Genomic DNA, 24,711 nt, shown 5'->3' with positions numbered 1-24,711 from the left:
CGGGGCGGCCAACGCCGGCGGTCGGCTACCGTCGGCCGTCGAAGCGCCTGACGCCCCCCGGCGTCACCACGGCCCGTACGGGGTGGTCGTGCGGCTCCTCCGGGACCCGCGCGACCACCTCGTTCTCGTACAGCAGGACGGTCAGCGCGGGGTCCGCTCCGGCGCGGGCCAGCCGGTCCAGGACCCGGTCGTACGAGCCGCCGCCCCGCCCCAGCCGCATCCCCCGCCCGTCCACCGCGAGACCGGGCAGCAGCACGACCTCCGCCTCCAGGACCGCGTCCACGCCGAGCCGGGTACCGTCCGGCTCCAGCAGCCCCCGCCTCGCGGGCACCAACCGGTCCGTACCCCCGTACTCCGCCCAGTCGAGGTCGTTGTCCGCCAGGAGCACCGGCAGCAGGACCCGTACCCCCCGCGCACGCAGCGCGTCGAGCAGCGCGCGCGTGCCCGGCTCGCGCCCCACCGAGACATACGCGGCGACGGTCCGGGCGCCCGCGAGCTCCGGCAGACCGAGTGCGCGCCGCGCGAGAACCGCCCCGGTTTCGCGTGCGTCCTCACTGGACAGGAGCGCCCTCAGGGAGAGGAGTTCGCGGCGCAGCGCAGCCTTTCCGGGCATGTCGTCACTCATCATTGCGCACCGGACATCACAAACCTCGCGTCTGATCGTTTATGAGACGAAAGTTAACCGGAGTATCATCTTCCGCCTATAAAGCGCGGATAGTGTACTCCGCATGACTCACTCGCCCTCCCGGATCACCAAGGCTGTCATCCCCGCCGCAGGCCTCGGCACCCGGTTCCTGCCCGCCACGAAGGCCACTCCGAAAGAGATGCTGCCGGTTGTGGACAAACCCGCTATTCAGTACGTCGTCGAGGAGGCGGTAGCCGCCGGTCTCTCCGATGTCCTCATGGTGACCGGCCGCAACAAGCGCCCGCTGGAGGACCATTTCGACCGGAATTACGAGCTGGAGGAGGCGCTGACCCGGAAGGGAGACGCCGGCCGGCTCGCGAAGGTCCAGGAGTCCAGCGACCTCGCCACCATGCACTACGTGCGTCAGGGCAACCCCAAGGGTCTCGGCCACGCCGTGCTCTGCGCCGCCCCCCACGTCGGTGACCAGCCCTTCGCGGTGCTGCTCGGTGACGACCTGATCGACCCCCGCGACCCGCTGCTGTCCCGCATGGTCGAGGTCCAGGAGCGTGAGGGCGGCAGCGTCATCGCGCTGATGGAGGTCGACCCGAAGCAGATCCATCTGTACGGCTGCGCCGCCGTCGAGCCCACCGGTGACACCGATGTGGTCAAGGTGCACGATCTGGTCGAGAAGCCCGACACCGCGGACGCCCCCAGCAATTACGCGATCATCGGCCGCTACGTCCTCGACCCCGCCGTCTTCGACATACTGCGCCAGACCGAGCCGGGCCGCGGGGGTGAGATCCAGCTCACCGACGCGCTCCAGCAGCTGTCCGTCGACGAGAAGGTGGGCGGACCGGTCCATGGCGTGGTTTTCAAGGGCCGTCGCTATGACACAGGCGACCGCGGCGACTATCTGCGTGCCATTGTCAGACTCGCGTGCGAACGTGAAGACCTGGGCCCGGACTTCCGTGCCTGGCTCCGCAGTTATGTCAGCGAGGAGATGTAGCACGTGAGCAGCACGGCAGAATCGGTACCGGCCGCCGGCCATGAGCGGCTGTGGTCGGTGGACGACCATCTCGCGGACATCCTCGCCGCGGTCCACCCGCTCGACCCCATCGAGCTGCAACTGCCCGACGCCCAGGGCTGTGTGCTGGTGGAGGACGTCACGGTACCGGTGGCTCTGCCGCCGTTCGACAACAGCTCCATGGACGGGTACGCGGTCCGCACGGCCGATGTGGCGGGCGCCACCGACGAGTTCCCGGCCGTGCTGACCGTCATCGGCGATGTCGCGGCGGGCAGCGGCGCGTTGCCCGAGGTCGGCCCCGGGCAGGCCGCCCGGATCATGACGGGCGCCCCGCTGCCGCCCGGTGCCGAGGCCGTCGTCCCGGTGGAATGGACCGACGGCGGCGCGGGCGGCGGCGCGGCCACCGCCATGCGCCCCGCCGGCGCCGGCGGCGAGGGATCGAGCGGTGAGGTACGGGTGTTCCGCTCGGCCGAGGCGCGCGACCACGTCCGCTCGCGCGGCAGCGACGTGCGCGCCGGTGACCTGGCCCTGGAGGCGGGCACGGTCCTGGGGCCGCCGCAGATCGGCCTGCTGGCCGCCATCGGCCGCGGTTCGGTACGGGTCAGACCCCGCCCGCGCGTGGTCGTGCTCTCCACCGGCAGCGAGCTGATCCAGCCGGGCGAGGAGCTGGGAGAGGGCCAGATCTACGACTCGAACAGCTTCGCGCTCACCGCCGCCGCCCGGGACGCGGGAGCCATCGCGTACCGGGTCGGCGCCGTCACCGACGACGCCGACACACTCCGCGCCACGATCGAGGACCAGTTGATCCGCGCCGACATGGTCGTCACCACGGGCGGCGTCAGCGTCGGGGCGTACGACGTCGTCAAGGAGGCGCTCTCCTCCGTCGGCGACGAGGACGAGCCGGGCGGCGGTGTCGACTTCCGCAAGCTCGCCATGCAGCCGGGCAAGCCGCAGGGCTTCGGCTCGATCGGCCCGGAGCACACCCCACTGCTCGCGCTGCCGGGCAACCCGGTCTCCTCGTACGTCTCCTTCGAGCTGTTCGTCCGCCCCGCGATCCGCGCCCTGATGGGCCGGGAGGACGTGCACCGCCCCGTCGTCCGGGCGACGCTCGCGGCCGGCAAGACGCTGTCGTCCCCGGCGGGGCGCCGCCAGTTCCTGCGCGGTACGTACGACGCCGAGGAGGGCACGATCACCCCCGTGGGCGGGGCCGGTTCCCACCTCATCGCCGCCCTCGCCCATGCCGACGCGCTGATCGTGATCCCGGAGGAGTCCGTCTCGGTGGAGCCCGGCACGGAGGTCGACGTCGTCCTGATCGGCTGAGCACCGCGCGGTGGCGGTACCGTGTCTGCCCACACAGGCCCCGTCGGGCCCGGACCGGGAGCGCCACAGCGAATGACCGTGTTTTCCCGGGGGGAGACCCCCGGACCCCCTCAGCAAGGCAGCTTGACGCATATCGACGAGTCGGGCGCGGCTCGCATGGTCGACGTCTCGGCGAAAGAGGTCACGGCGCGCGTCGCGCGCGCCAGCGGCCGGGTGCTGGTCTCGCCGCGCGTCGTCGAACTGCTCAGGGGCGGGGGAGTGCCCAAGGGGGACGCCCTCGCCACCGCGCGTATCGCGGGCATCATGGGCGCCAAGCGGACCCCCGACCTGATCCCGCTCTGCCATCCGCTCGCCGTCTCGGGGGTCACGCTCGACCTCTCGGTCGCGGACGACGCCGTCGAGATCCTCGCGACGGTGAAGACCACCGACCGCACGGGCGTCGAGATGGAGGCCCTGACCGCCGTCTCGGTGGCCGCGCTGACCGTGGTCGACATGGTGAAGGCGGTCGACAAGGGCGCGGTCATCACGGACGTACGGGTCGAGGAGAAGACGGGCGGCGCATCGGGGCACTGGACCCGGCCCGAGGCGGTGGTGCCGCCCGGGGCGGCGGTCCCCGAGGCGGACGGAGGTGCGGAGTGAGTACGCCCGCGAGAAGCGGCGGTCCCGGTCCCGGGGCCGAGCCGCGGTCCGCCTCCCGGTCCGTCCCCCCGCCCGTGTCCCGGCCCGCCTCCCCGTCCGCCGGCCCGACCGCCTCCCCGTACCGCGCCCTGGTCGTCACCGCGTCCAACCGCGCCGCCGCCGGGGTCTACGCGGACACGGGCGGCCCGATCCTCGCCGACGGCCTGACCGCGCTGGGCTTCGCGGTCGACGGACCGAAGGTCGTCCCCGACGGGGATCCGGTCGAGCAGGCCCTGCGCGAGGGCGTCGCCGCCGCGTACGACGTCATCCTCACCACCGGCGGTACGGGCGTCTCCCCGACGGACCGCACCCCGGACGCCACCCGGCGCGTGCTCGACTACGAGATCCCGGGCATCCCGGAGGCGATCCGCGCCGAGGGCGCCGCGAAGGTCCCCGCCGCCGCCCTCTCCCGGGGCCTGGCGGGTGTGGCGGGACGGACCCTGATCGTGAACCTGCCGGGCTCGACGGGCGGGGTACGGGACGGTCTCGCCGTGCTCGGCCGGCTGCTCGTCCACGCCGTGGACCAGATCCACGGCGGCGACCACCCCCGTACCTCCGGATGAACCCGGCCTGGCCCGCGATGCTGGTGGACGGAGACATCACCCTCCGCCCCATAAGGATGCGCGACCAGCGCGCGTGGCGTGAGGTGAACCGGCGCAACCGCGATTGGCTGCGGCCCTGGGAGGCGACCATCCCGCCGCCGCCCCCGGGCGGCCCGGTCGCCCAGCGCCCCACCTACCGTCAGATGGTCCGCCACCTGCGCGGCGAGGCCAACGCCGGCCGGATGCTGCCCTTCGTCATCGAGTACCGGGGCCGGCTCGTCGGCCAGCTGACCGTCGCCGGCATCACCTGGGGCTCGATGTGCTCGGGCCATGTCGGCTACTGGGTGGACCGCGAGGTCGCGGGCCGCGGTGTCATGCCGACCGCGGTCGCCCTCGCCGTGGACCACTGCTTCCGTACGGTCGGATTGCACCGCGTCGAGATCTGCATCCGCCCCGAGAATGGCCCCAGCCGCCGGGTGGTCGACAAACTCGGATTTCGCGAGGAGGGCCTGCGCCCCCGCTATCTGCATATCGACGGAGCGTGGCGGGACCATCTCATCTATGTGCTCACCGCCGAGGAGGTGCCCGAGGGGCTGCTCCGCCGCTGGCGCAGGGCCCGACCAGGTGCGACCGGAAACGATCAGAAAATGAAATAAGTGTTCGATAATGATCGGCATATGGCCATAAACTGATCCGCACCATCACAAAAAAATTCAGTGTTATCAGATGGATCGTGCGACACACCGGCTCAATTGGCGGATGCCCTCGTGCGAACCCCTCTACGGTGTGAACCGTGAGCAGCAGCGGCCTGATCTACGCAGTCATTGTCGGGGCCTGGGCCGCCTACTTGGTGCCGATGTGGCTCCGCAGGCAGGACGAGCTCAATGAGGCACGCCCGACGGAACGCTTCAGCACCGCCATCCGGCTGCTGTCCGGACGGGCGGCCATGGAGCGCCGTTACGCCAAGGAGCTTCAGGAGCGCACCGCCGAGGAGGCGGGGCCCGACCGGGAACCGGACAGCCGCACGGAGTCGATCAGCTCCGTCGATGTCCGGGCCTTCTCCGCGCCCCCGGCCCGTACCGAGGCCCGGATGGACATCCGCGCGGACGTCCCGGCTCCGGCCAGGCCGGAGGCCGCGCGCCCGGCGTCCCGTCCCGCCCAGGCGTCCCGCCCCGCGCCCGCGCGCCCCGCGCCCGACCGTTCCGTCCCCGCTCCCGGGCGGCGCGTACGGCCCTCGGGCGCCGCGGCGGAACGCGCCCGGCGCGCACAGCGCCTCCAGGTCCTCGCCCGGCGGCGCCGTACCACCGTGGTCCTCTTCCTCGCCTTCACACTCGGCACGGTCGTCGCGGCGGTCGGCGGCCTCGGCTTCCTCTGGGCGCCGGCCGTCCCGGCCGTACTCCTGAGCGCGTACATCGTGCATCTGCGCGGCCAGGAGCGACGGCGCTTCGCGTTCACCATGGACCGGCGCAGGGCCGAGGCCGCCGCGCAGCGGCTCCGTGAGAACCGCCCGCGCCGCCACCAGCCGTCGACGGCCGCCGCGGGCGAGCCGGACGAGGAGCCCGAACCCGGCCCCGAGCCTGCCCCCGCGCCCACGGTCTCGCCCCAAGAGGCGGGCCGCCGCGCCCTGGTCGAGCAGACCGACCACGCGGAGTGGGTGGACCAGCAGCGCGAACGCGGCCCGGCGAGCGGCGACAGCTGGGACCCCGTACCGGTCCCGCTCCCCACGTACGTCACGGCCCCGGTCGCTCCCCGCGCCGGCGGCGGCGTCGAGGTCGGCGACCCGGAAACGTGGAGCGCGGCCCGCTCCTCCACGGCGGAGCCCACCGTGGAACCCCCACCCTCGCCCCGCGCCCCGGCCCCCCGCCGCACGCGCGACCGCGGCAGGACCCCGCTGTTCGACCAGTACGACGAGGACGACCGCCCCCGAGCGGCCAACGAGTGACCCAGCGCCCCCCACCCCGCCCCCGCTCACCCCGCCCGCCCCCCGGCCCGGTGACACGGTGCCCCGGTGACCAGCCCCTCACGGATTTCCGGGCACGGCGGCGAGGGTGCTAAGGTTTCACTCGTTGCAAGGGCCTGTGGCGCAGACTGGTAGCGCACCTCGTTCGCATCGAGGGGGTCAGGGGTTCAAATCCCCTCAGGTCCACAACAACAACGAGAATCCCGTCCGGTCGGAAGACCGGACGGGATTCTCGCGTTTCCGGGGACTGTTCAGGGCGGCTCGGGTGAGTCGGCGCCCGGCCTCCACTCGGCTGCCAGATCCATACGCTCCTCCCTCCCGTCACCCCGCCTCGACGCGGAAGCCGGTTCATCCGCCGCACGGCCATGGTGAGAGCTGGGTCACAGCGCGGTCCTGCCGTCGAAGCGGCGGTACGACGCGCCCCCGCGCGAGGCGCGAGGACAGATGAATAAGTCTCGTACTGGAAAACGAAAGGGAGAGAGTGATGTCCCGAAGTGGCGTGCGTGGTCCCCCACTTGGGTGAAGCGGGCTCACGGATATTCCCCGCGGGCCACTAATGTGCCGCAACATGACCTCTACCAATTCCGTTTCGATCAGTGCGCGGCACGCCTCCAGGCTGGGCACTCTCTCGGTGATTCCCTGGACCAGCGACCCCTCCGGCAGCGAACGCAACGCCCCTTTCCTGCTCGCCTATTCACTCGGGGACGGCAAGGACGGGGCGGAGGCCGGCGAGGAGACGATGCGTACGGTCCTCGCCGAGATCGGGCTGATCCCCGGCGGCGATCTGGTCGATGTCTCGAAGACCCCCAACGTGTCGATCACGCTGCTGGTCGAGGCGGGCCGCGCCGTGCTGACGATGCCGTATCTGAACGCGCAGTGCCCCGTCCCGCCGGAGTGGGAGCGGGACGCGCGGGACCACGGGCAGGTCTACTTCATCGTCGCCACCCGGCCGTGGGCCGAGGCGACCCCGGGCAGGCCCGTCACGGAGGAGCAGCTGCGCGCCTTCGCGGGCGACGAGGCGATGCTCACCAGCGCCGCGCACTGTCTGGTGCCGGTACGCAGCCTGCGCGGCTGAGCGTCGGAAGCCCGGACGGATACCGGATGAGCACCGGAAGCAGGGGAGCGGACGTCATGGCGACGGCACTGGCCGAGAACACGGCCACCGATGAGCGTACGGACAGCACCGGCGGTACGTGGGGCGGCGGCCGGGCCTTCGCGCTCGTGCTGATGATCAGCGGCGCGGCCGGGCTGCTGGCGGCCTGGGTGATCACTCTCGACAAGTTCAGACTGCTGGAGGACCCGGACTTCACCCCGGGATGCAGTCTGAACCCGGTGGTCTCCTGCGGGAACATCATGAAGAGCGACCAGGCGTCGGTCTTCGGGTTCCCCAACCCGATGCTGGGGCTGGCCGCGTACGCGGTGGTCATCGGCGTCGGCGCGGGGCTGCTGGCCGGGGCGCGCTACCGGCGCTGGTTCTGGCTCGGCCTGAACGCCGGAACGCTCTTCGGCGTCGGCTTCTGCACGTGGCTCCAGTACCAGTCGCTCTACAGCATCAACTCGCTGTGTCTGTGGTGCTGTCTGGCCTGGGTCGCCACCATCGTGATGTTCTGCTACGTCACGGCCCACAACATCGAGCACGGGATCCTGCCCGCGCCCGCCGGGCTGCGGGCGGCGCTGAGCGAGTTCCACTGGGTGCCGCCGGTGCTGTGGACCGGGATCATCGGGATGCTCATCCTGACCCGCTGGTGGGACTTCTGGACCAGCTGAGGTCAGGTCCTGCGGGGTCCGGCCACCGCCGGCCGGCTACGGGGTCCGGGCCCGCGCGGGGCCCGGACCGTCCCGTCCGGTCACGCACGGGAATCGCCGCGCCTCCGGACACCGTCGGGGGAAGCCGTCATGCCGTCTCCGGAAACCGCTGCCGGGACTACGTGCCGACCGGGGACTACTTGCCGAGCGGAAGCCCACCGAGCAGCTTGTTGCCGGTCGACGTGCCGACGATCTCCCTGGCGCCCGTCTTGCCCGACGTCTTCTTGCCGTTCGTCTTGCCGCCCTTCTTCTTGTTCAGGCTGTCCGTGGCACCCTTCACGGCGTTCAGCACGGACCCCGGGTTCTCGGTGTCCAGCGCGTTGGTGTTCAGCGGCCGGGGGTCCTTGAGGCCCTCGCTCATCACGGTCTCCAGCCCGCCATTGAGGCTCATGCCTTCGGCGGCGAACGCCGGAGCGGCGGCGCCGAGAGCCATCACGGAACCGGCGACGACAGCGGCGACCTTCATGGGCTTCATGGTGAATCCTTCTTTCGGTGATGTCTGTCGCGAGACAACTCACGCTTCGCACAGGCTTCTTGGAGAACCCTTTCGCGCGGTCGCTCGTCATCAGTAACGACGCGTACGTGCGGCGGAAACTCCGTCGGGAAGGAATTCTGGACAGGCCACTCGAATGAAGGGGACTCGCCCTATTCTCGTATCGAACGAGCAGCCGGGCGGGGGCTGTTCACGGCTGTCGGGGATCGGCCGCGGGAGCCGGTTCGGTCGATGATCCGGTGGACTTCTGTACGGTCGCGACCACTTCGGCCAGCGCGTCGGCCGGCACGGTGGCCTTCAGGGCGGCCACCGCGTCCCTGATGGCCTTGGTGTGCTTCTCGATGTCAGCGGCGGTCAGCTCTCCGCCGGGAGCCTTCAGCGCCGCCTGGACCAGATCCGCGATGGGCTTCAGCACGTCACTGGCGTCGTCCGAAGGCTTGGCCTGGTGCGCGGGCGCCGCGGGTGCGTCGGGCGCCGCGGGCGCCGTCGGGTCCGGCGCGGGATCAGCCGCGGGAGCCGGAGCGGTGTCGGTTCCGGTGTCGCGCGGGAGTTCACGGGCGGCGGCGGGGGCGACGGTGCCGAGCGCGAGCGCGGCACACACGGCGGCGGTCGTGAAACGGCGGGAGAGCGGGAGACGCATGCCTGGTCCTTTCGGGCTGAGCCGTAACGTTCGGGACGAGTCGTAACGTTCTCCTCACCGTCGGTTCCCCACCCGGGGCCCGCAACCGAACAGGCACCGTCCCTACGGCCGGTATCACGGCCGCCGTATCCGTCCCGGCCCGCTCCGACCCGCTCTCACCTGGTCCGACGCGTCCGGACGGTGCCCGCGCGGGCCTGTGCCGCGCCGCCGTACGGGTGGCCGCCGGGGCGCGTAAGGGTGACCCCCGGACAGCGGAAGAGCCGCTCTGCCCCCGAGGGAAAGAGCGGCTCTCGCGTGCGACGTCGGCGCGACGCCGGCGTGGCGCCGACAGCGACAGCGAAGGTCGTCAGTTGTTGACGCAGGTGTTGCCGAAGGCCGGGTTGAGGATGCCGACGACGTCGATCGTGTTGCCGCAGACGTTCACGGGCAGGTGGATCGGGACCTGGATGACGTTGCCGGAGATGACACCCGGGGAGCCGACAGCGGCGGCCCCGGCGTCGGCGTCGGCGAAGGCGACGCCGGAGGCGCCGGCGACAGCGGCGGCGGCCGCGGTGGAGAGAACAACAGCCTTGGCGATACGCGACATGGAGAAGGGCTCCTCGGTCGAAAGGGACGCAGTACGTGTCGGGCGCGATTGCCTGACCTATGCATCAACGCCGAAGGCGCTCATCGGTTGCGCGCCCGAAAGAGTGACGCCCCGTCTGCCACTCGGCCGGGCGCGGTGGCCGATCGGGTGAGAAGTAACGGTTGTGCGTGTAACTACCGCTCTTAAGAGTCCTTTTGTACGTTCGGCTCGATTCAGCGCGTCTCACGTGATTTTCAGTCCGCCCTCTGTAAAGGTGCCTGATTGTTTCGGTCTTCGAGACGGAGAGCCACTATGTGGAATTCGGAGGTTCTCGGGGACGGTAATGAATTCGCGGGGCGCCGGATGACTCATGCGTTCGATTCGGTGTCCGGCGTGACCCCTGTCGTGCCGGTGCGTTTTTCGTAGGAGCGGAAAACCGGAACGGAACACCGGGCGCCCGAGCCCGCTCGAAGAGATCGTTTTTCCGTATCCACGAGTGGAGGAGTTGCGCGTGCAGCCAGAACGGCGCCGGCCCGGGGCCGGCTTCACCGCGCTCCACCTCGTCCAGCCGGTCGACGGCGGAGTGGCGAGGGTGGTCCTGGACCTGGTCGGGGCACAACGGGACGCCGGAGTACGCGTGGCCGTCGCCTGTCCCGTGGAAGGGCCGCTGGCCGCGGCGGCGGCCCGGCTCGGCGCCGAGGTCCACGGCTGGCGGGCGACCCGTGACCCCGGACCCGGACTGATCCGTGAGATCGGGCAGGCCGCCCGCGTGGTGCGGCGGGTCCGGCCCGATCTGGTGCACGCCCACAGCGCGAAGGCCGGACTGGCCGGACGGCTCGCCGTACGCGGCCGGGTGCCCACCGTCTTCCAGCCGCACGCGTGGTCGTTCGAGGCGGTCGGCGGTGTGACGGGCCGGCTGGCCGGATACTGGGAGCGGTGGGCCGTCCGGTGGACCGACCGGGTCGTATGCGTCAGCGACGCGGAACGGCGTACCGGCGAGCGGGCCGGCATCCGCGCCCCCTGGTCCGTCGTCCACAACGGGGTCGATGCCGGGCGGTTCGGATCCGCCGACGGGCCGTCCGGGCCCGCGGACCTGACCGACACCACCGCCGCGCGGGCCGCGCTCCCGCCGTTGGCCGCGCTCCCGCCGGACACACCCGTCGTGGTCTGCGTCGGACGGCTCTGCAGGCAGAAGGGGCAGGACATCCTGCTGCGGGCCTGGCGGCAGGTCCTCCTGCAATTGCCGCGGGCGCGGCTGGTCCTCGTCGGGGACGGTCCCGACGCCGCCGCGCTGCGCGCCGCCGCGCCGCCCTCGGTGCTCTTCGCCGGGGCCGTACCGGACACCGCGCCCTGGTACCGGGCGGCCGATCTGGTCGTCCTGCCCTCGCGCTGGGAGGGCATGGCGGTGGCCCCGCTGGAGGCCATGGCGAGCGGCAGGACCGTCGTCCTCAGCGACGTGGACGGGGCGCGCGAGAGCCTGCCGCCCGGACGCGAAGCGCTCTGTCTCGTACCGCCGGAGGACCCGCCCGCGCTGGCGGCGGCCCTCGGCACTCTGCTCCGCGACGCGCCACTGCGCGAAGCGATCGGCCGCCAGGGCCATCAGCACGTACTCAGCACCTATGACGTGCGGCAGACAGCGCGGGCCATCGCGGATGTGTATCGCGAAGTCGCCTCAGTGCCGCGCCCCGAACGCAGGGAGCCGATTCCCCAGTGACCACGGAAAGCACCAGCGTTCCCCCGCCCACCGGGCGGGCGCGGACGGCGGAACAGGCCATGGGGCAGCAGGCCCTGGGACAGCAGACGGCAGGACAGCAGACCCTGGGACAGCAGACCGTCGGACCGCGGACCCCGGGGCCACAGACCCTGGGGCAGCAGGTCCTGCGGCGCGTCTCGATCGCCTCCCCGCGTGACACCCCGGACCGCCTCGCGCGGCCGGCCCGCCGTCCCGCGGGCTCCCCGCTGCGCTTCGGCCTGCCGCTGTTCGCCTCGGACGTGTTCGCGGCGCTGCTGTCCACCGTCGTACTCGGCGACGAGCAGCGCGACGCCGTCCTCCTCGTCCAGCTCGTCGTCTGGGTGACCGTACTGAACGCGACCGCCGGGCTCTACCGCCCCGGTGTCGTCCTGTCGGGGCTGGACCAGCTCCCCGCGCTGGCCGCCCGGATCGCGGTGGCCTGGTGCGCCGCCGCCGCCGTACTCGCCGCGCTGTTCCCCTCGCTGGCCGTGGGTGTCACGGACCTGCTGGGCGGCTGCGCACTCCAGCTCGTCGTCGCGTGCGGCTGCCGCTCGCTCCTGCACACGCGGCGCCGCGCCGTGGCGCGCAACCGGCTGCGGTCCGCGCTGGTCGTCGGTTCGGGACCGGCCGCGCGGCGGCTGGCCGCGCTGCTGGCCCAGCATCCCGAGTACGGCCTGCGGCCCGTCGGGATCGCCGGGTCCGCCCAGGACGAGGACGAGGCGGACCGCGCCGCCGCCAGGACGGGCGGCCGGGACGGCGGAGTGGCGGACGCCCCCGCCCTGCCGGTGCTGACCTCGGCCGAGGAGATCCACCGGGCGGTCATCCAGAACGGTGTCCAGGACGCGCTGTTCATCGACCACCGGTTCATCGACTTCACCGACCGCGAGCGAGGACTCGGCGACTCCGGGTTCAGCCAGGCGGGCTTCAACGAGACGGGGTTCAACGAGACGGGGTTCAACGAGTCCGGGTTCGCCGAGCCGGGGTTCGGTGAGTCCGGGTTCCCCGACGTCGGGTTCCCTGACCCCGCCGACCCCGGCGACGGCACGGAGCGCGCGGCCCTCGTCGCGCTCTTCCACGAGTACGGCTGCGCCACCTGGTTCGTCGGCGCGGGGCCCTGGGACCTGACCGCCGCGCCCGTCGCCATGGAGCGGCACCTGTGGGGCTTCGCCGCCCGTCGCGTCGAGCCGTCCCCCGTACGCCGCCACCGCCGCGACGCGGCCGTCAAGCGGCTGCTGGACGTGGTGTTCACGCTCCCGCTCCTGCTGGCCGCCTCCCCGGTGCTGCTGGCCTGCGCGCTCGCCGTCCGGCTCTGCGACGGCCGTGACGTGCTCTTCCGCCAGGAACGCGTCGGACAGAACGGCCGTACCTTCACCCTGCTGAAGTTCCGCACCCTGCGCCCGGCCGACGAGCACGAGTCCGCCACCCGCTGGAACATCGCCAACGATCTGCGGATGAGCCCGGTGGGCAACTTCCTGCGCCGTACGTCGATGGACGAACTGCCCCAGCTCTGGAACGTGCTGCGGGGTGACATGAGCCTGGTCGGACCCCGGCCGGAGCGTCCGTTCTTCGTCGCCAACTTCAGCAAGACGCAGCCCGGTTACGCGGCCCGGCACCGCATGCCCGTCGGCATCACCGGACTCGCGCAGGTCCACGGGCTGCGCGGGGACACCTCCATCGAGGAGCGGTCGCGGTTCGACAACCACTACATCGACCACTGGTCGCTGTGGCAGGACGTGTGCATCCTGCTGCGGACCGCCGCGTCCCTCGTCCGCCCGGCGGGCAGCTGATGGCCTCGGACGCCACCGGCGTCGGTTTCACGGGCGGCGTCGGGATCGCGGGGCTGACCGCGCGTCATCCCGCCGCACGCCGACCCGCTGCCCACCGGTCCGCCGGCCGGCCGTTTCCGGCGGCGGGTCCCTGGGGGCACGTCCTGCGCCGGTCGGCGCATCTGCTGCCGGCCGTCGCGGTCGTCGCGCTGCTCGCCGTGCCCTCGGCGCCCGCGGGGGACGGCTCCGCCGGGTCCGGGAGCGTCGCGGACGCGGCCTCCGGCCTGCTCGTCCTGCACTGTCTCGTACGCGTCCTGCGCGACCGCGCCAGGCCGCTCACCCGGACCGCCGCGGTCGTCCTCGGGCTTCCCGTACTGGGCGTGACCGTCGCGGCCCTCACCGCCCACGACCCGGGCTCCACCCTGCCCGGCATCGCGCGCTACCTCCAGATCTTCGTGCTGGTGCCCGGCGCGCTGCTGCTCCTCCTGCGCGACCGCCGTGACGTCCGGCTGGTCGCCGGGTCCGTCGTCGTCCTCGCGCTGGTACAGGGCGCGATCGGCGTCACGCAGTATCTGACCGGCACCGGCGCCTCGTACATGGGCGAGGAGATCCGCGCGGTCGGCACCTTCGGCCCCACCGACGTGATGGGCATGGCCACGGTCGTCGCGTACGGACTGGTCATCTGCGTCGGCTTCGCCCTCAGCCCGGGGGCGGACGGCTCGGCGGCGGACGGCCGGGGGCAGCACGTGGCCCGCGTGCGGCGCGCCGTCGCGCTCGGCTGCGCCGGACTGCTCGCCGTACCCCTCGTCCTGTCCTTCAGCCGCGGCGCCTGGATCGCCACCGCCGTGGCCGTCGCCCTCCAGCTGACGCTCTCGGGTCCGCGCCGCGCCGTCGTGGTCGTGCTCGTGGCCGGGGCGCTCGGCGTCGTACTCGTCGGAGGTCTCGGTATCGGCTCGCAGATGATCACCGAGCGGCTCGACAGCATCACGCGGGTCACCGACGCGCCCGACCAGTCCGTCACCGACCGGTACACCATGTGGGCCGCGGCCACGGACATGTGGCGCGAGCACCCGGTCACCGGCGTCGGGCTGAAGGGCTTCCCCGCCCACCGCGACAGCCACGCCTCGCTCGCGCTCTCCGCCGCCAGCGACACCGAGGGCGCGGGTCTCGGCTTCCAGCGTCAGCCGCTGCTCTCCCCGCACAACATGTATCTGCTGGTCCTCAGCGAACAGGGGCTGCTGGGCATCGTCGCCCTGGCGGGCAGCTGGGCCGCGCTCCTCGTCCGCGCGCTGCGCCGGCTGCCCGGCGCGCACCGCTCCCGTACCGGCGCCGACTGCGGCCTCGCCGTCACCGGGCTGCTCATCTGGCAGCTGGTGGACTTCAGTTACGCGGACATCGGCGGCCCGTCGACCGTACTGACGGCCGTGATGCTCGGCCTGGCGGCACGGTGGGCCCTCGGCTCCGCCGGGCGCCCCACCGAGAGTGAGGCCGGCCGCGCGTGAGCGATACGAGACACTCCCTTCCCGCCGTACCGCCGCAGCCCGAGTCGCCCTCCGTGGAGATCGCGAAGGGCGGGGGCACGGGAGGCGACGACACAGGAGGAGCCGGCGCGGGAGGAGCCGGCACAGGAAGGAAGGCCCGCCCCGGCGCGGAGGGCCGCGGCTCCTTCTCCTCCGGACGGTTCCTGGCGCGCGCGGCGTTCCTCACCGCGCTGCTGACCGCCGCCGGGGCGCTCCTCGGACTCGCCCGCGACCAGACCATCGCCCATCTCTACGGCGCCGGTCCCGACACCGACGCCTTCCTGGTCGCCTGGACCGTGCCCGAGGTCGCGGCCACGCTCCTCATCGAGGACGCCATGGCGCTGATCCTCGTACCGGCGTTCAGCCTGGCCCTGGCCCGGCGTGCCACCGCACCGGCCCTGGACCCGGATCCCGTACGGCTCCTGGTGCGGAGCACCCTGCCCCGGCTGTTCCTCGCCCTCAGCGCGGGCTCGGCGCTGCTGGTGGCCACCGCACCCTGGGTGGTGGCCGTCCTCGCACCGGGACTGCCCGAGCCGGGGCTCGCCGTCGACTGCACCCGGCTGACCGCCACCTGTGCCTTCACCTTCGGCATGGCCGGGTATTGCAGCGCGGCGCTCCGCGCGCACGGCAGCTTCACGGCGCCCGCGATGATCTACGTCGCGTACAACGCCGGGATCATCACCACCATGCTGATGGTCTCCGACCGGTGGGGGGTACGGGCCGCCGCCGCGGGGGTCGCCATCGGCGGCGTACTGATGGTGCTCGTCCAACTGCCGGTCCTGTGGCGCAGGCTGCGCGCCCGCCGGCCGGTGGACGTGACCGTGACCGAGCGGGGGCCGGAGGACGCGGGCGGCGGGCCGACCGTCGCCCTCGCCCTGCTCGCGCCCGTCATCGTCTTCGCGCTCAGCCGGCAGTCCCAGGTCCTCATCGAACGGTTCCTCGCCGCGCCGCTGCCGGCCGGCGCCATCTCGCATCTGAACTACGCGCAGAAGGTCGCGCAGATCCCGATGACGCTCTCCATGATGCTGTGCACCGTCACCTTCCCGGTGGTCGCCCGCGCCATGGCGGCGGGGGACACCGAGCGGGCCAGGCGCCGGGTCGAGCGCGATCTCGCGCTGGCCGGGATAATCGTGCTGGTCGGGGCCGCCACGGTGGTCGCCTGCGCGCCGCAGATCATCGAAGTGCTCTTCCAGCGCGGCGCGTTCGAGCCGGCGGACACGGCGGCGACCGCCGATGTGATGCGGGTGTACGCGCTCGGTCTGCTGGGCCACACGCTCGTCGGGGCGCTCGTACGCTGCTACTTCTCCGCCGCGCGCCCGCTGTGGTTCCCCGCGTTCGCCATGCTCACCGGGCTCGCGCTCACCACCGGCACGGGCACCCTGCTCGTCCAGGTGTGGGGCGTGCTCGGCATCGCCGCCGCCAACGCGCTCGGCATCACCGTCACCGCCGCCCTGATGCTGCACGGGGTCGGCCGGCACAGCGTGCCCGTCAGCCTCCGGTTCATGACCGGGGGGCTGGTCAAACTCAGCGCCGCCGCGGCGGCGGCCACCGGCTCCGGATGGCTCTGCGGAGCCCTCATCCCGTCACCCGTCCTGGGCGCCATGGCGGCCTGCGTGGTGGTCAGCGCGGTGTTCCTCGTCATCGCGCGCGCCCTGCGGGCCCCCGAGACCGACACCATCCTCCGCTTCCTCTCCCGCCCCCTCACACGAAAGCTCGCGCATGCCCGCTGACACGGTGTCCGCCGGCCCCCTGTGGGCCGCCATGTACCACTCCGTCGCCGACCCCACCGACGACCCCTACCGGGTGACGGTCTCGCCGGACCGGCTCGACCGGCAGCTGCGCTGGCTGCGCCGCCGTGGGCTGACCGGCGTCAGTATGGACCGGCTGCTGAGCGCCCGCGCCGAAGGGCGGGGCGCCGGACTCGTCGGGCTCACCTTCGACGACGGCTACGCCGACTTCCTCGAAGAGGCCGTCCCGCTGCTGCGCCGCCACGCCTTCACCGCGACCGTCTTCGTCCTGCCCGGCCGTCTCGGGGGTACGAACGAATGGGACACCCCCGGCCCGAGCAAGTCCCTCCTCACCGCGGACGGCATCCGCGCGGCGGCGCGGGCGGGCATGGAGATCGGCTCGCACGGACTGCGCCACACCGATCTGACCAAGGCCGACGACGCGGTGCTCGCCGCCGACACCGCGCGGAGCCGTGAGCTCCTGCGCGAACTGCTCCGGGATCTGACCGGCCGTCATGAGGTCGCCGGTTACTGCTATCCGTACGGCACGGTCGACGCGCGCGCCATCGAGGCCGTACGCGCCGCGGGGTACGCGTACGCCTGCGCCATCGACCCGGGGCCGCTCACCGGTGTGTTCGCCCTGCCCCGCGTCCATGTCGGGGAGAGCGACACCGGCCTGCGGCTGCACCTCAAGCGGCGGACGCACCGCTGGCGCCGCGAGCCGGTCCCGGCGGGGGAGTACGCCGAGTACGCGGCGCACACACGGCGGACCGCGCGGGCCGCGCGGGCCGCCCACACCGCGCAGGCCGCCCACACCGCCCACACCTCGCACACCGAGCGGACCGTGCACGACGACACCCGGGCGGCGACGACGACATGAAGGTGCTGCACATCATCACCGGTCTCGGCATCGGCGGCGCCGAGCAGCAACTCAGGCTCCTGTTACGGCAGTTGCCGACGCACAGCGAAGTCATCACGCTCACCAACCCGGGGGCGGTCGCCGAGGGCATCGTCGCCGACGGCGTCCCCGTCACCGACCTCGACATGGCGGGCAACCGCGACCTCGGCGCCCTGCCCCGGCTCGCGCGGCTGATCAAGCGGGGACGGTACGACCTGGTGCACACGCACCTCTACCGCGCCTGCCTGTACGGGCGGTTCGCGGCCCGGATCGCCGGCGTGCGGACCATCGTGGCCACCGAACACTCCCTGGGGGCCGTCCAGATCGAGGGCCGGCCGCTCTCCGCGGGCGCCCGCGGCCTCTACCTCGCGGGCGAACGCCTGGGCACCGCGACCGTCGCCGTCTCCGCCACCGTCGCCCGGCGTCTGGAGCGCTGGGGGGTACGCCCCGACCGTATCCATGTGGTCCCCAACGGCATCGAGGTCGGCCGCTTCGCCTACGACGAGACCGCACGCCGCACGGCCCGCGCCCGCCTCGGAGTGCCCGAGAACGCCTTCGTGGTCGGCGGGGTCGGACGGCTCACCGGCAGCAAGCGCTTCGACCGGCTCGTACGGGCCGTCGCCGAACTGCCCGGCGCGCGGCTGCTCCTCGTCGGTGACGGACCCGAGCGCGACCGGCTCCTGCGGCTCGCGCGGGAGCGGGGAGCGGCCGACCGGATCATGCTGCACGGCTCCTGTCAGGACCCGCCGCCCCCGCCGCCGCCCCCGTCCGCGGCGCTCCCGCGGCAGCACGGGCCGGATCTCCCCTCGCTGCTCGCGGCCATGGACGTCTTCGTCTCCACCTCCCACGACGAGGCGTTCGGGCTCGCCGTCGTGGAGGGGCTCGCGGCCGGGCTGCCGGTCCTCCACGTCACCTGCCCCGCCCTCCAGGACCTGCCCGCCGACGCCGCGCCGGGAGCGCGCCGGGTCAGCGGCTCCGTACCCGGACTCGTCGACGAACTGCGGCGGTTCGAGGAGGCGGGGCCGCGGCGGCTGCCCGTACCCCCGGCCGCGCGTCACTACGACATCGCCCACAGCGCACGCCAGCTGATGACCGTCTACGAGAACGCCGTCCGCGGCCCGGCCCCCTCCGAGAAGTGAGCTGCTCATGACTCCGCACAGCAATCCCCCGCGCCGCCCGGCGGGGCGGCGCCGGCCCGCCGTCCCCGAATCGGCGTCCGCCCCCGTGGCGGAGCGTGGCCCCCGTCTCGTTCGTCTTCCCCACCTTCCCCGGCGCCCCCGCCGCCGCCGTCTCGGCCGCCTCTCGCGTCGCCTCCGTCTCGTACGTCTCCCGCGTCTCCGCCGCCCCCGTGTCCCGCGTCTTCCGCTGTCGAAGGCGGCGGCCCTGCCCGCCCGCTGGATCGTGCCGGTGGCGGTCCTGGCCGGGGCGCTGGCGGGTGGTACGTACGGGATGCTCCGTACCCCGCAGTACTCGGCGACCAGTTATGTCGTCGTCGTACCGACGGAGAAGTCCGACCCCGCCGCCGCGCTGGGCTTCGCGACGGCCTACGGGCGCGTCGCCGCGCAGGTCGCGCTGATCGGTGACGCGGCGGTCTGGGCCGGGGTGCCCGCGCGGACGCTCCAGGAGAGCGTGCAGACGGCCACCTCGCCGGACGCTCCGATGATCTCCGTGACGGCCACCTCGGACCGGGCATCGAACGCGGTGAACATGGCGAACGGGGTGGCGCGGGCGCTGGTCGTCAACGGTTCCCAGTTGCAGGGGAGTACGAAGGTGCGGGTGCTCCAGTTCTCCCGGGCCGTGGAGCCCTCCGGCCCGGTCACCCCCTCGGCGGGGCTGTCGGCCCTGGTCGGCGGCTGCGCGGGCGGGCTGCTCGGCGGGCTCGGCCTGCTGGTCAGACCGAAGCCGCGGCGTGGTGAGTTCCACGCGAGCGTGCCCGGTCCGACGTCCGCCCCGCCGCAGTCCCAGGCGCAGCCCCTGCCGCAGTCGGAAACGGTGTGAGTCCGATGGCCGCCGAATCGAGCGCGCGCACCGCCGCGGCCCCCACAGCTCCTCCGGTCACGCACCTTCGCGTCTTCGCCCCGCTCTCCGCCTCCGCCTCGCGGGCCGCCGGCCCGGTGTTCACCACGGAGCTCTGCCGCGATGCCGGCCGCTTCGCCGAACTCGCCCCCGCCTGGAACGAGTTGTACCGCTGCTCCCGCACGGCCACGCCGTTCCAGAGCCATGCCTGGCTGCACTCGTGGTGGCTGTCGTACGGGAACAGGCGCGGGCTGCGCGTCGTGCTCGTACGCCGGGGCACGAAACTCGTCGCGGCCGCCCCGCTGATGCTCGTCCACCGCCCCCTGCCCGTCCTCGTCCAACTCGGCGGTTCCATCTCCGACTTCTCCGATGTCCTGCTCCACGACGACTGCACCGAGGCCGCCGCGGCGGCGCTGGCGACATCGCTCGCGGGGCTGGCCCGTACGGCGGTGATCGATCTGCGCGAGGTACGGCCCGGGGCCGCGGCGGAACGAATCTTCGCCTGCTGGGCGGGCCCGCGCAGGAAGCTCGACGACTCCCTCTGCCTCGAACTGCCCGGCGTTCCCATGGACGAACTGCTCGGCAGACTCACCTCCTCGCGCGCCCAGCGCGCCCGCGCCAAGCTGCGCAAGCTGGACGCGCTGGGCATCGAGGAACGGGTGGTGCCGAAGGACGAGATCCCGGCGGCGATCGGGCGGCTGCTGGAGCTGCACCGGCTCCAGTGGCGGGGCCGCGGGGTCACCCCGGAACATCTCAGCCCGCGCTTCGCGGACCATCTGATCCGGTCCGTACGGTCCATGACCGAGTACGGCGACGCGCGGCTGACCGAGTTCCGGCTGTCCGGCGCGGTGGTCGCCGCGGATCTCACCCTGATGTCCGGCCTGCTGGAGGGCGGCTATCTGTACGGGGCCGATCCGGTGCTGCGCGCCAGGAAGGTGGACGTGGCCTCGATGCTGCTGCGGAGCGGGGCGCGGCGGATCAGTACGAGCGGTCGCGCCACGCTGAGCATGCTGCGCGGCGACGAGCCGTACAAACACCACTGGCGCCCCGAGACCGTCCGCAACCAGCGGCTGCTGCTCGCCCGGCCGTATCTGGCACCGTCCCTGCGGCTGCTGGTCGGGCTCGCGGCGGGCCGCGACCGGGCCGCCGTGCTCGTCAAACGGCTGCGGGGCGGCGGCGCCGGGGGATGACCCCGGGCGCCCGCCGCCCCGTAGCGGGGGGGGGGCTGGTCAGCCGTCCTCGCGCCGTGACCAGTTGAGGTGGACGCAGATCTTGCCGCCCAGCCACTTCTCCACCCAGGGACCGAGGTCCAGCGGCATGCAGGTCCGCGGCGGCTCGGTGGGCGCGGGGGTCGGCGCCGGCGTGGGCAGCGGGGCCGGCGTGGGCAGCGGGGTCGGCAGGGGCAGCGGCTTGAACCCGTACAGCAGGGCCCGGAACATCTTCGACGACTTGGGATTCTGCCCGCACTGCCACACACCGTGCGGGCAGTAGTCGGTCAGCGTGCTGTACACGGGCTTGTACGTGTCGATCCATTGGAGCATGCGGCGCATGTATTCCGGGTTGTCACCGTTGCGGAAGAGGCCCCACTCCGGATAGGAGATAACCTTTCCGTGTGCAGCGGCGAAATCCACGTGCTCCTGAAGCCCAAAGGGCTCATTCACCTGTTCATCAAATGTCCGGCCCGGTGGCTGGTCATAAGAATCCATGCCCATGATGTCGACGACATCGTCACCCGGATAGCACTCGGTCCAGGGAATGTCGTCCCTTCCGCGGTTCGGAGCGAAATCGAACCGGAACTTCTGTCCGGGTACTGCACGCATGGTGGTGACGATGCGATTCCAGTATTTCTTCCACGACTCCGGGTCGGGCCCGCAGCGATGGGTGTACGTGACCCCGTTCATTTCCCAGCCGAGCACGATCACCGTGTCCGGGACACCCAGGCCGACGAGCCGTTCCGCCAGGGCCTTGAAGTGGCTGTCGTAATCGCCCTGCGCGGCCCGGCGCAGCTCACGGCGGACGAGACCGTCCGGCACCCGTTCCTCATTGCGCTCGAGCATGGGGACATTGAGGACGAACAGCCGGTCGTCCTTCGCCTTTCGCCATGCGGCCCAGTCCTCCAGGAAGCCGGGTTTGCCCTCGATGTTGGACCACACGTCGCCGGGAAGATAGGTATGCCCCACCCGCAGCTCCCTGCCGCCCAGCCATCTCTCCATGCCCTCGATACGCCGGACGCCCTTCGGGCCGTAATCCAGATACGCGCCCAGCGCGGGTGAGGCCGCCCGCGGCGGTTTCGGTTTCCCGCGTCCCGTCGAATCCTTCGCCGCGGCGGGTTCGTCCGCTTCATGGGTGACGGGCAGTGCCGCACCGGACGCGAGGAGGCCGGCCGCGACCACTCCCAGGCAGGTGGTCGTCAGCCGTCGTCGTCGAAGGGGCATGTCCGCTCCTCGTGAGTAGGACCTCTTTCCGTGGCCCCGAGCCGTGGTCACGTTGATCACAAAGTATTTCTAATAAGCCGATCGGGAACCCGGCCTGGCGTTCCAGTAGTCCGTTCGTGAATTTCATCCCCCGCATGGGTTACCGAAATGAAGGACATCACCGTGCCGAGCTTTGACACCCGAGTCCCCGCCGTACTCATGAGGCTCGACCGCAACCCGTTCCACCACGGCACCCTTGGCGCCGTCAGATCCCTTGGCCGCGCCGGGATCGAGGTCCACGCGGTGATCGAGGCGGCCCGCAGCCCCGTGGGGCGCTCCCGCTATCTGCGCCGGGCGCATCTACGGCCCGACCGCCTCACGGATCTGACGGAGCCTTCGGATCTGGCGGAGATTCAGCGGCTGCTGCTCGGCATCGCGGACCGGCTCGCCACCCCGCCCGTGCTCATCGCCATGGACGATCTGAGCGCGATCGCGGTCGGCCGGCTGCGGGAGCGGCTCGACGGCCGCTATCTGCTCCCTGAACAGCCGTCAGGGCTGCCCGAACGCGTCGCGGACAAGGCGGAGCTGGTCGGGATCTGCGGCACGCTCGGCATCCCCCATCCGCGCACCGTCATCCCCTCGGGCGCCGAGGAGGCCGCGGCGGCGGCTTGGTCGCTCGGGCTGCCCGTGGTGGCGAAGTGGAGCAGGCCCTGGCTCCTGCCCGAGGGGACAGGACTGCGCTCCACCCTGGTCGTGCGCTCCCCGCAGGAGGCCCGCGAGCTGTACGGGCGCAGCGCCGAGGCGGGCAGCCGGCTGCTCCTCCAGGAATTCCTGCCGCAGGGCCGGGACCTGGACTGGTTCTTCCACGGCTACAGCGGCGGTGGCGGCGAGTGCCTGATCGGGGCCGCGGGACGGAAGGAACGGTCCTGGCCGGTGGGGGCGGGACTGACCGCGGTGGGCCGGTGGCTGCCCAATCCGGCGGTCGAGCGGATGGCCCGTCAGATGGTCACGGCGCTCGGCTACCGCGGGATCCTCGATCTCGACTTCCGGCTCGACACCGCCACCGGCGCCTACCACCTGCTCGACTTCAACCCCCGGCCCGGCGCGCAGTTCCGGCTCTTCACCGACCGGTCGGGCACGGATGTCGTACGGGCGCTGCATCTGGACCTCACCGGCAGGGCCGTTCCCCCGCAGGAGGCGGCGCACGGCAGGACCTTCGTGGTGGAGAACTACGCGCTGCTGTCCTTCCTCGCGTCGCTGCGGTCGACCCTCCTCACGCCCTTCCGTTACTGGGGCGTGCGCCGGGGCGGGGGCGGCGTGCTGCGGCCCCGGTCCACGGAGGCCGCGTGGTTCGCGCTGGACGATCCGCTGCCCGCGTACGCCATGGCCGTCGCATGGATGCTGCATGTCGTACGGCGTGGCTGGCGCAGGCTCGGACGGGCGCTGCCAGGGCGCCGTACGGCCGGCGCCGAGCGGCCTCGTACGTCCCCCGTACGGCAGCGCGGCCGGGGCAGGAACCGCGCCAATCCACGCCCCCCTGTCTCCCACACGCCCTAGACGGGCGAGTCCGCCCCTGACGCACCGTCCGTCAACCACCCAAGCCCCACGTCCGCACGTCCGACACAGAGAAGCGGGACACACGATGTACGACCTGGTAGTTGTGGGCGCCGGCCCCTACGGACTCTCCATCGCCGCCCACGCGGCGGCGGCCGGCCTCGATCTGCGGGTGTTCGGCAGACCCATGGCCTCGTGGCGGGACCATATGCCGCCCGGCATGTTCCTGAAGTCCGAACCGTGGGCGTCGAATCTCTCCGACCCGAAAGGCGCGTTCAGCCTGGCCGCCTACGCCGCGACCCAGGGGGTGGAGGTACGGCACGCCTCCCCGCTGCCCGTCGGCTTCTTCGCCTCGTACGGCCTGTGGTTCGCGGAGCGCGCGGCGCCGCCGGTCGACGAACGCATGATCACGTCCGTACGGGCCTGCCCCGGCGGATTCCGGCTCGACACCGACGACGGGACCACCGTCCTCGCCCGGACGGTGGCGCTCGCGGTCGGGGTGATGCCCTTCACCGACATCCCCGCCCCGCTCCGCGGACTCCCCTCCGACCAGGTGTCGCACAGCAGCCACCACGCCGGTCTGACGCGCTTCGAGGGCCGGGACGTGACGGTCATCGGCGCCGGGCAGGCCGCCCTGGAGACCGCCGCGCTCCTCGCCGAACAGGGCACCGTCGTACGGGTGGTGGCCCGGTCGGACCGACTGAACTGGAACACCCTGCCGCCGCCCCGGCAGCGCCCCGCCCTGGAGGCGGCCCGCGCCCCGCACACCGGTCTGGGCTGCGGATGGAAGAACTATCTCTACGCGGAGACCCCGGGCATCTTCCGCAGACTGCCCGAGACGACCCGGGCCCGGGTCTTCACCTCGGCGCTCGGCCCCGCCGGCGCGTGGTGGCTGCGGGACCGCTTCGAGTCGGCGGTGGACGTCCGGCTGGGCGAGAGCGTGGCGGGCGCGGTCCGGGCGGACGGGCGCGTACGGCTGGAACTGGTCGCCACCACCGGCCGGGTCGAGACCGTGGACACGGACCATGTCATCGCCGCCACCGGATTCACGCCGGGGCTCGAACGGCTCGGCCTGGTCGACCGTGAGCTGCGGACCGGCATGCGGACGGTACGGCCGAGCAGCGCGCCCGAGGCGAGCGCGGTCTTCGAGAGTTCGTACCCGGGGCTGTTCGTCGCCGGTCTGCTGAGCGCCCCGTCGTTCGGCCCCTCCATGCGGTTCGTGTACGGGGCGGCGTACACCGCCGAGCGGCTGGTGGCGGGGGTGCGGCGGCGGCTCGGATCACGTGGCGGCTCGCTCGTCACGGTCCGCCAGCGGCAGACCTCGCCGGCGCCGGTGGGGGAGCCGAGACTGTCCTGACGGCGCCGCCGCGCCGGGGCGGCGACGGCCGCGGCGCGTTCACGCCGGCCGGGAGAATCCGTGGTGATTCTCCC

22 protein-coding genes, 1 tRNA gene and 1 pseudogene are annotated in these 24,711 nt (G+C 72.6%); 19 read left to right on the top strand and 5 right to left on the bottom strand.

Annotation, left to right across the window (positions count from 1 at the left end):
- Positions 1-25: 25 nt before the first annotated feature.
- A complete protein-coding gene (locus tag ACIOGX_RS19190; RefSeq protein WP_401914565.1) occupies positions 26-625 on the bottom strand; it encodes a 5-formyltetrahydrofolate cyclo-ligase in 600 nt (199 codons plus the stop codon).
- Between the two features lie 103 nt (positions 626-728).
- On the opposite strand from ACIOGX_RS19190, the gene galU reads away from it, so the two are divergent.
- From galU to ACIOGX_RS19145, 9 genes are all read left to right on the top strand, one after another.
- Entirely contained in the window at positions 729-1,631 is a 903-nt protein-coding gene (gene galU / locus ACIOGX_RS19185; RefSeq protein ID WP_356512500.1) for a UTP--glucose-1-phosphate uridylyltransferase GalU, read from the top strand.
- 3 nt (positions 1,632-1,634) lie between these two features.
- Complete coding sequence (glp, locus tag ACIOGX_RS19180) at positions 1,635-2,969, top strand: gephyrin-like molybdotransferase Glp (protein WP_356512502.1); 1,335 nt, start codon at positions 1,635-1,637, stop codon at positions 2,967-2,969.
- A gap of 72 nt (positions 2,970-3,041) precedes the next feature.
- On the top strand, positions 3,042-3,608 hold the full coding sequence (gene moaC / locus ACIOGX_RS19175; RefSeq protein WP_384768061.1) for a cyclic pyranopterin monophosphate synthase MoaC: 567 nt from the start codon (positions 3,042-3,044) through the stop codon (positions 3,606-3,608).
- A gap of 74 nt (positions 3,609-3,682) precedes the next feature.
- On the top strand, positions 3,683-4,210 hold the full coding sequence (locus ACIOGX_RS19170; RefSeq protein ID WP_401915105.1) for a molybdenum cofactor biosynthesis protein B: 528 nt from the start codon (positions 3,683-3,685) through the stop codon (positions 4,208-4,210).
- On the top strand, positions 4,207-4,845 hold the full coding sequence (locus tag ACIOGX_RS19165; protein ID WP_356512506.1) for a GNAT family protein: 639 nt from the start codon (positions 4,207-4,209) through the stop codon (positions 4,843-4,845). Before ACIOGX_RS19170 ends, ACIOGX_RS19165 begins: the two co-directional genes overlap by 4 nt.
- Positions 4,846-4,982: 137 nt before the next feature.
- A complete protein-coding gene (glpR, locus tag ACIOGX_RS19160; RefSeq protein WP_401914560.1) occupies positions 4,983-6,131 on the top strand; it encodes a gephyrin-like molybdotransferase receptor GlpR in 1,149 nt (382 codons plus the stop codon).
- A gap of 130 nt (positions 6,132-6,261) precedes the next feature.
- A tRNA-Ala gene (locus tag ACIOGX_RS19155) sits at positions 6,262-6,335 on the top strand.
- Between the two features lie 382 nt (positions 6,336-6,717).
- On the top strand, positions 6,718-7,224 hold the full coding sequence (locus tag ACIOGX_RS19150; RefSeq protein ID WP_356512510.1) for a DUF5949 family protein: 507 nt from the start codon (positions 6,718-6,720) through the stop codon (positions 7,222-7,224).
- A 56-nt stretch (positions 7,225-7,280) separates the two neighbouring features.
- Positions 7,281-7,916 carry a vitamin K epoxide reductase family protein gene (locus ACIOGX_RS19145; protein ID WP_356512863.1) on the top strand — a complete coding sequence of 212 codons (636 nt, stop codon included), beginning with the start codon at positions 7,281-7,283 and terminating at the stop codon, positions 7,914-7,916.
- Positions 7,917-8,091: 175 nt separating this feature from the next.
- Here the strand turns inward: ACIOGX_RS19145 and ACIOGX_RS19140 are convergent, their stop codons facing one another.
- From ACIOGX_RS19140 to ACIOGX_RS19130, 3 genes are all read right to left on the bottom strand, one after another.
- The gene (locus ACIOGX_RS19140) at positions 8,092-8,430 is read right to left on the bottom strand and encodes a hypothetical protein (RefSeq protein ID WP_356512512.1); all 339 of its coding nucleotides are present in this window, start codon (positions 8,428-8,430) and stop codon (positions 8,092-8,094) included.
- Positions 8,431-8,638: 208 nt separating this feature from the next.
- Positions 8,639-9,088 (bottom strand): hypothetical protein, encoded by a 450-nt coding sequence (locus ACIOGX_RS19135; protein WP_356512514.1) that lies wholly within the window; start codon positions 9,086-9,088, stop codon positions 8,639-8,641.
- Between the two features lie 346 nt (positions 9,089-9,434).
- Entirely contained in the window at positions 9,435-9,674 is a 240-nt protein-coding gene (locus tag ACIOGX_RS19130; RefSeq protein WP_383961426.1) for a chaplin, read from the bottom strand.
- Positions 9,675-10,164: 490 nt separating this feature from the next.
- Here ACIOGX_RS19130 and ACIOGX_RS19125 point away from each other — a divergent pair, with 490 nt between their 5' ends.
- From ACIOGX_RS19125 to ACIOGX_RS19090, 8 genes and pseudogenes are all read left to right on the top strand, one after another.
- The gene (locus ACIOGX_RS19125) at positions 10,165-11,367 is read left to right on the top strand and encodes a glycosyltransferase (RefSeq protein WP_401914557.1); all 1,203 of its coding nucleotides are present in this window, start codon (positions 10,165-10,167) and stop codon (positions 11,365-11,367) included.
- On the top strand, positions 11,364-13,172 hold the full coding sequence (locus tag ACIOGX_RS19120) for a sugar transferase (RefSeq protein WP_401914555.1): 1,809 nt from the start codon (positions 11,364-11,366) through the stop codon (positions 13,170-13,172). The genes ACIOGX_RS19125 and ACIOGX_RS19120 overlap by 4 nt, the downstream gene beginning before the upstream one ends.
- Positions 13,172-14,653, top strand: coding sequence for an O-antigen ligase family protein (locus ACIOGX_RS19115; RefSeq protein ID WP_401914552.1), 1,482 nt, complete (start codon positions 13,172-13,174; stop codon positions 14,651-14,653). The genes ACIOGX_RS19120 and ACIOGX_RS19115 overlap by 1 nt, the downstream gene beginning before the upstream one ends.
- Positions 14,650-16,401 carry a murein biosynthesis integral membrane protein MurJ gene (gene murJ, locus ACIOGX_RS19110; RefSeq protein WP_401914550.1) on the top strand — a complete coding sequence of 584 codons (1,752 nt, stop codon included), beginning with the start codon at positions 14,650-14,652 and terminating at the stop codon, positions 16,399-16,401. Before ACIOGX_RS19115 ends, murJ begins: the two co-directional genes overlap by 4 nt.
- A pseudogene (locus tag ACIOGX_RS19105) lies at positions 16,391-17,125 on the top strand (polysaccharide deacetylase family protein); the annotation flags it as partial. The gene murJ and the pseudogene ACIOGX_RS19105, both read left to right, overlap by 11 nt.
- A gap of 149 nt (positions 17,126-17,274) precedes the next feature.
- Positions 17,275-18,435 carry a glycosyltransferase gene (locus ACIOGX_RS19100; RefSeq protein WP_356512525.1) on the top strand — a complete coding sequence of 387 codons (1,161 nt, stop codon included), beginning with the start codon at positions 17,275-17,277 and terminating at the stop codon, positions 18,433-18,435.
- Between the two features lie 259 nt (positions 18,436-18,694).
- Positions 18,695-19,294, top strand: a complete 600-nt coding sequence (locus tag ACIOGX_RS19095) for a lipopolysaccharide biosynthesis protein (protein WP_356512865.1) — start codon at positions 18,695-18,697, stop codon at positions 19,292-19,294.
- A gap of 5 nt (positions 19,295-19,299) precedes the next feature.
- Positions 19,300-20,502, top strand: coding sequence for a GNAT family N-acetyltransferase (locus ACIOGX_RS19090; RefSeq protein ID WP_401914547.1), 1,203 nt, complete (start codon positions 19,300-19,302; stop codon positions 20,500-20,502).
- A 39-nt stretch (positions 20,503-20,541) separates the two neighbouring features.
- Here the strand turns inward: ACIOGX_RS19090 and ACIOGX_RS19085 are convergent, their stop codons facing one another.
- Positions 20,542-21,747: a glycoside hydrolase family 26 protein gene (locus tag ACIOGX_RS19085; protein ID WP_401914545.1), complete on the bottom strand. Its 1,206-nt coding sequence runs from the start codon at positions 21,745-21,747 to the stop codon at positions 20,542-20,544.
- A 162-nt stretch (positions 21,748-21,909) separates the two neighbouring features.
- Here ACIOGX_RS19085 and ACIOGX_RS19080 point away from each other — a divergent pair, with 162 nt between their 5' ends.
- Positions 21,910-23,283: an ATP-grasp domain-containing protein gene (locus ACIOGX_RS19080; RefSeq protein ID WP_356512531.1), complete on the top strand. Its 1,374-nt coding sequence runs from the start codon at positions 21,910-21,912 to the stop codon at positions 23,281-23,283.
- Positions 23,284-23,368: 85 nt separating this feature from the next.
- A complete protein-coding gene (locus ACIOGX_RS19075; RefSeq protein WP_401767041.1) occupies positions 23,369-24,637 on the top strand; it encodes an FAD-dependent oxidoreductase in 1,269 nt (422 codons plus the stop codon).
- Positions 24,638-24,711: the final 74 nt, after the last annotated feature.

It is taken from the genome of Streptomyces sp. NPDC088147, assembly GCF_044741565.1.
GTDB lineage: Bacteria > Actinomycetota > Actinomycetes > Streptomycetales > Streptomycetaceae > Streptomyces.
Note: the sequence above shows the minus strand (reverse complement) of the source record. Positions and strands in the feature narration are given on the sequence as shown.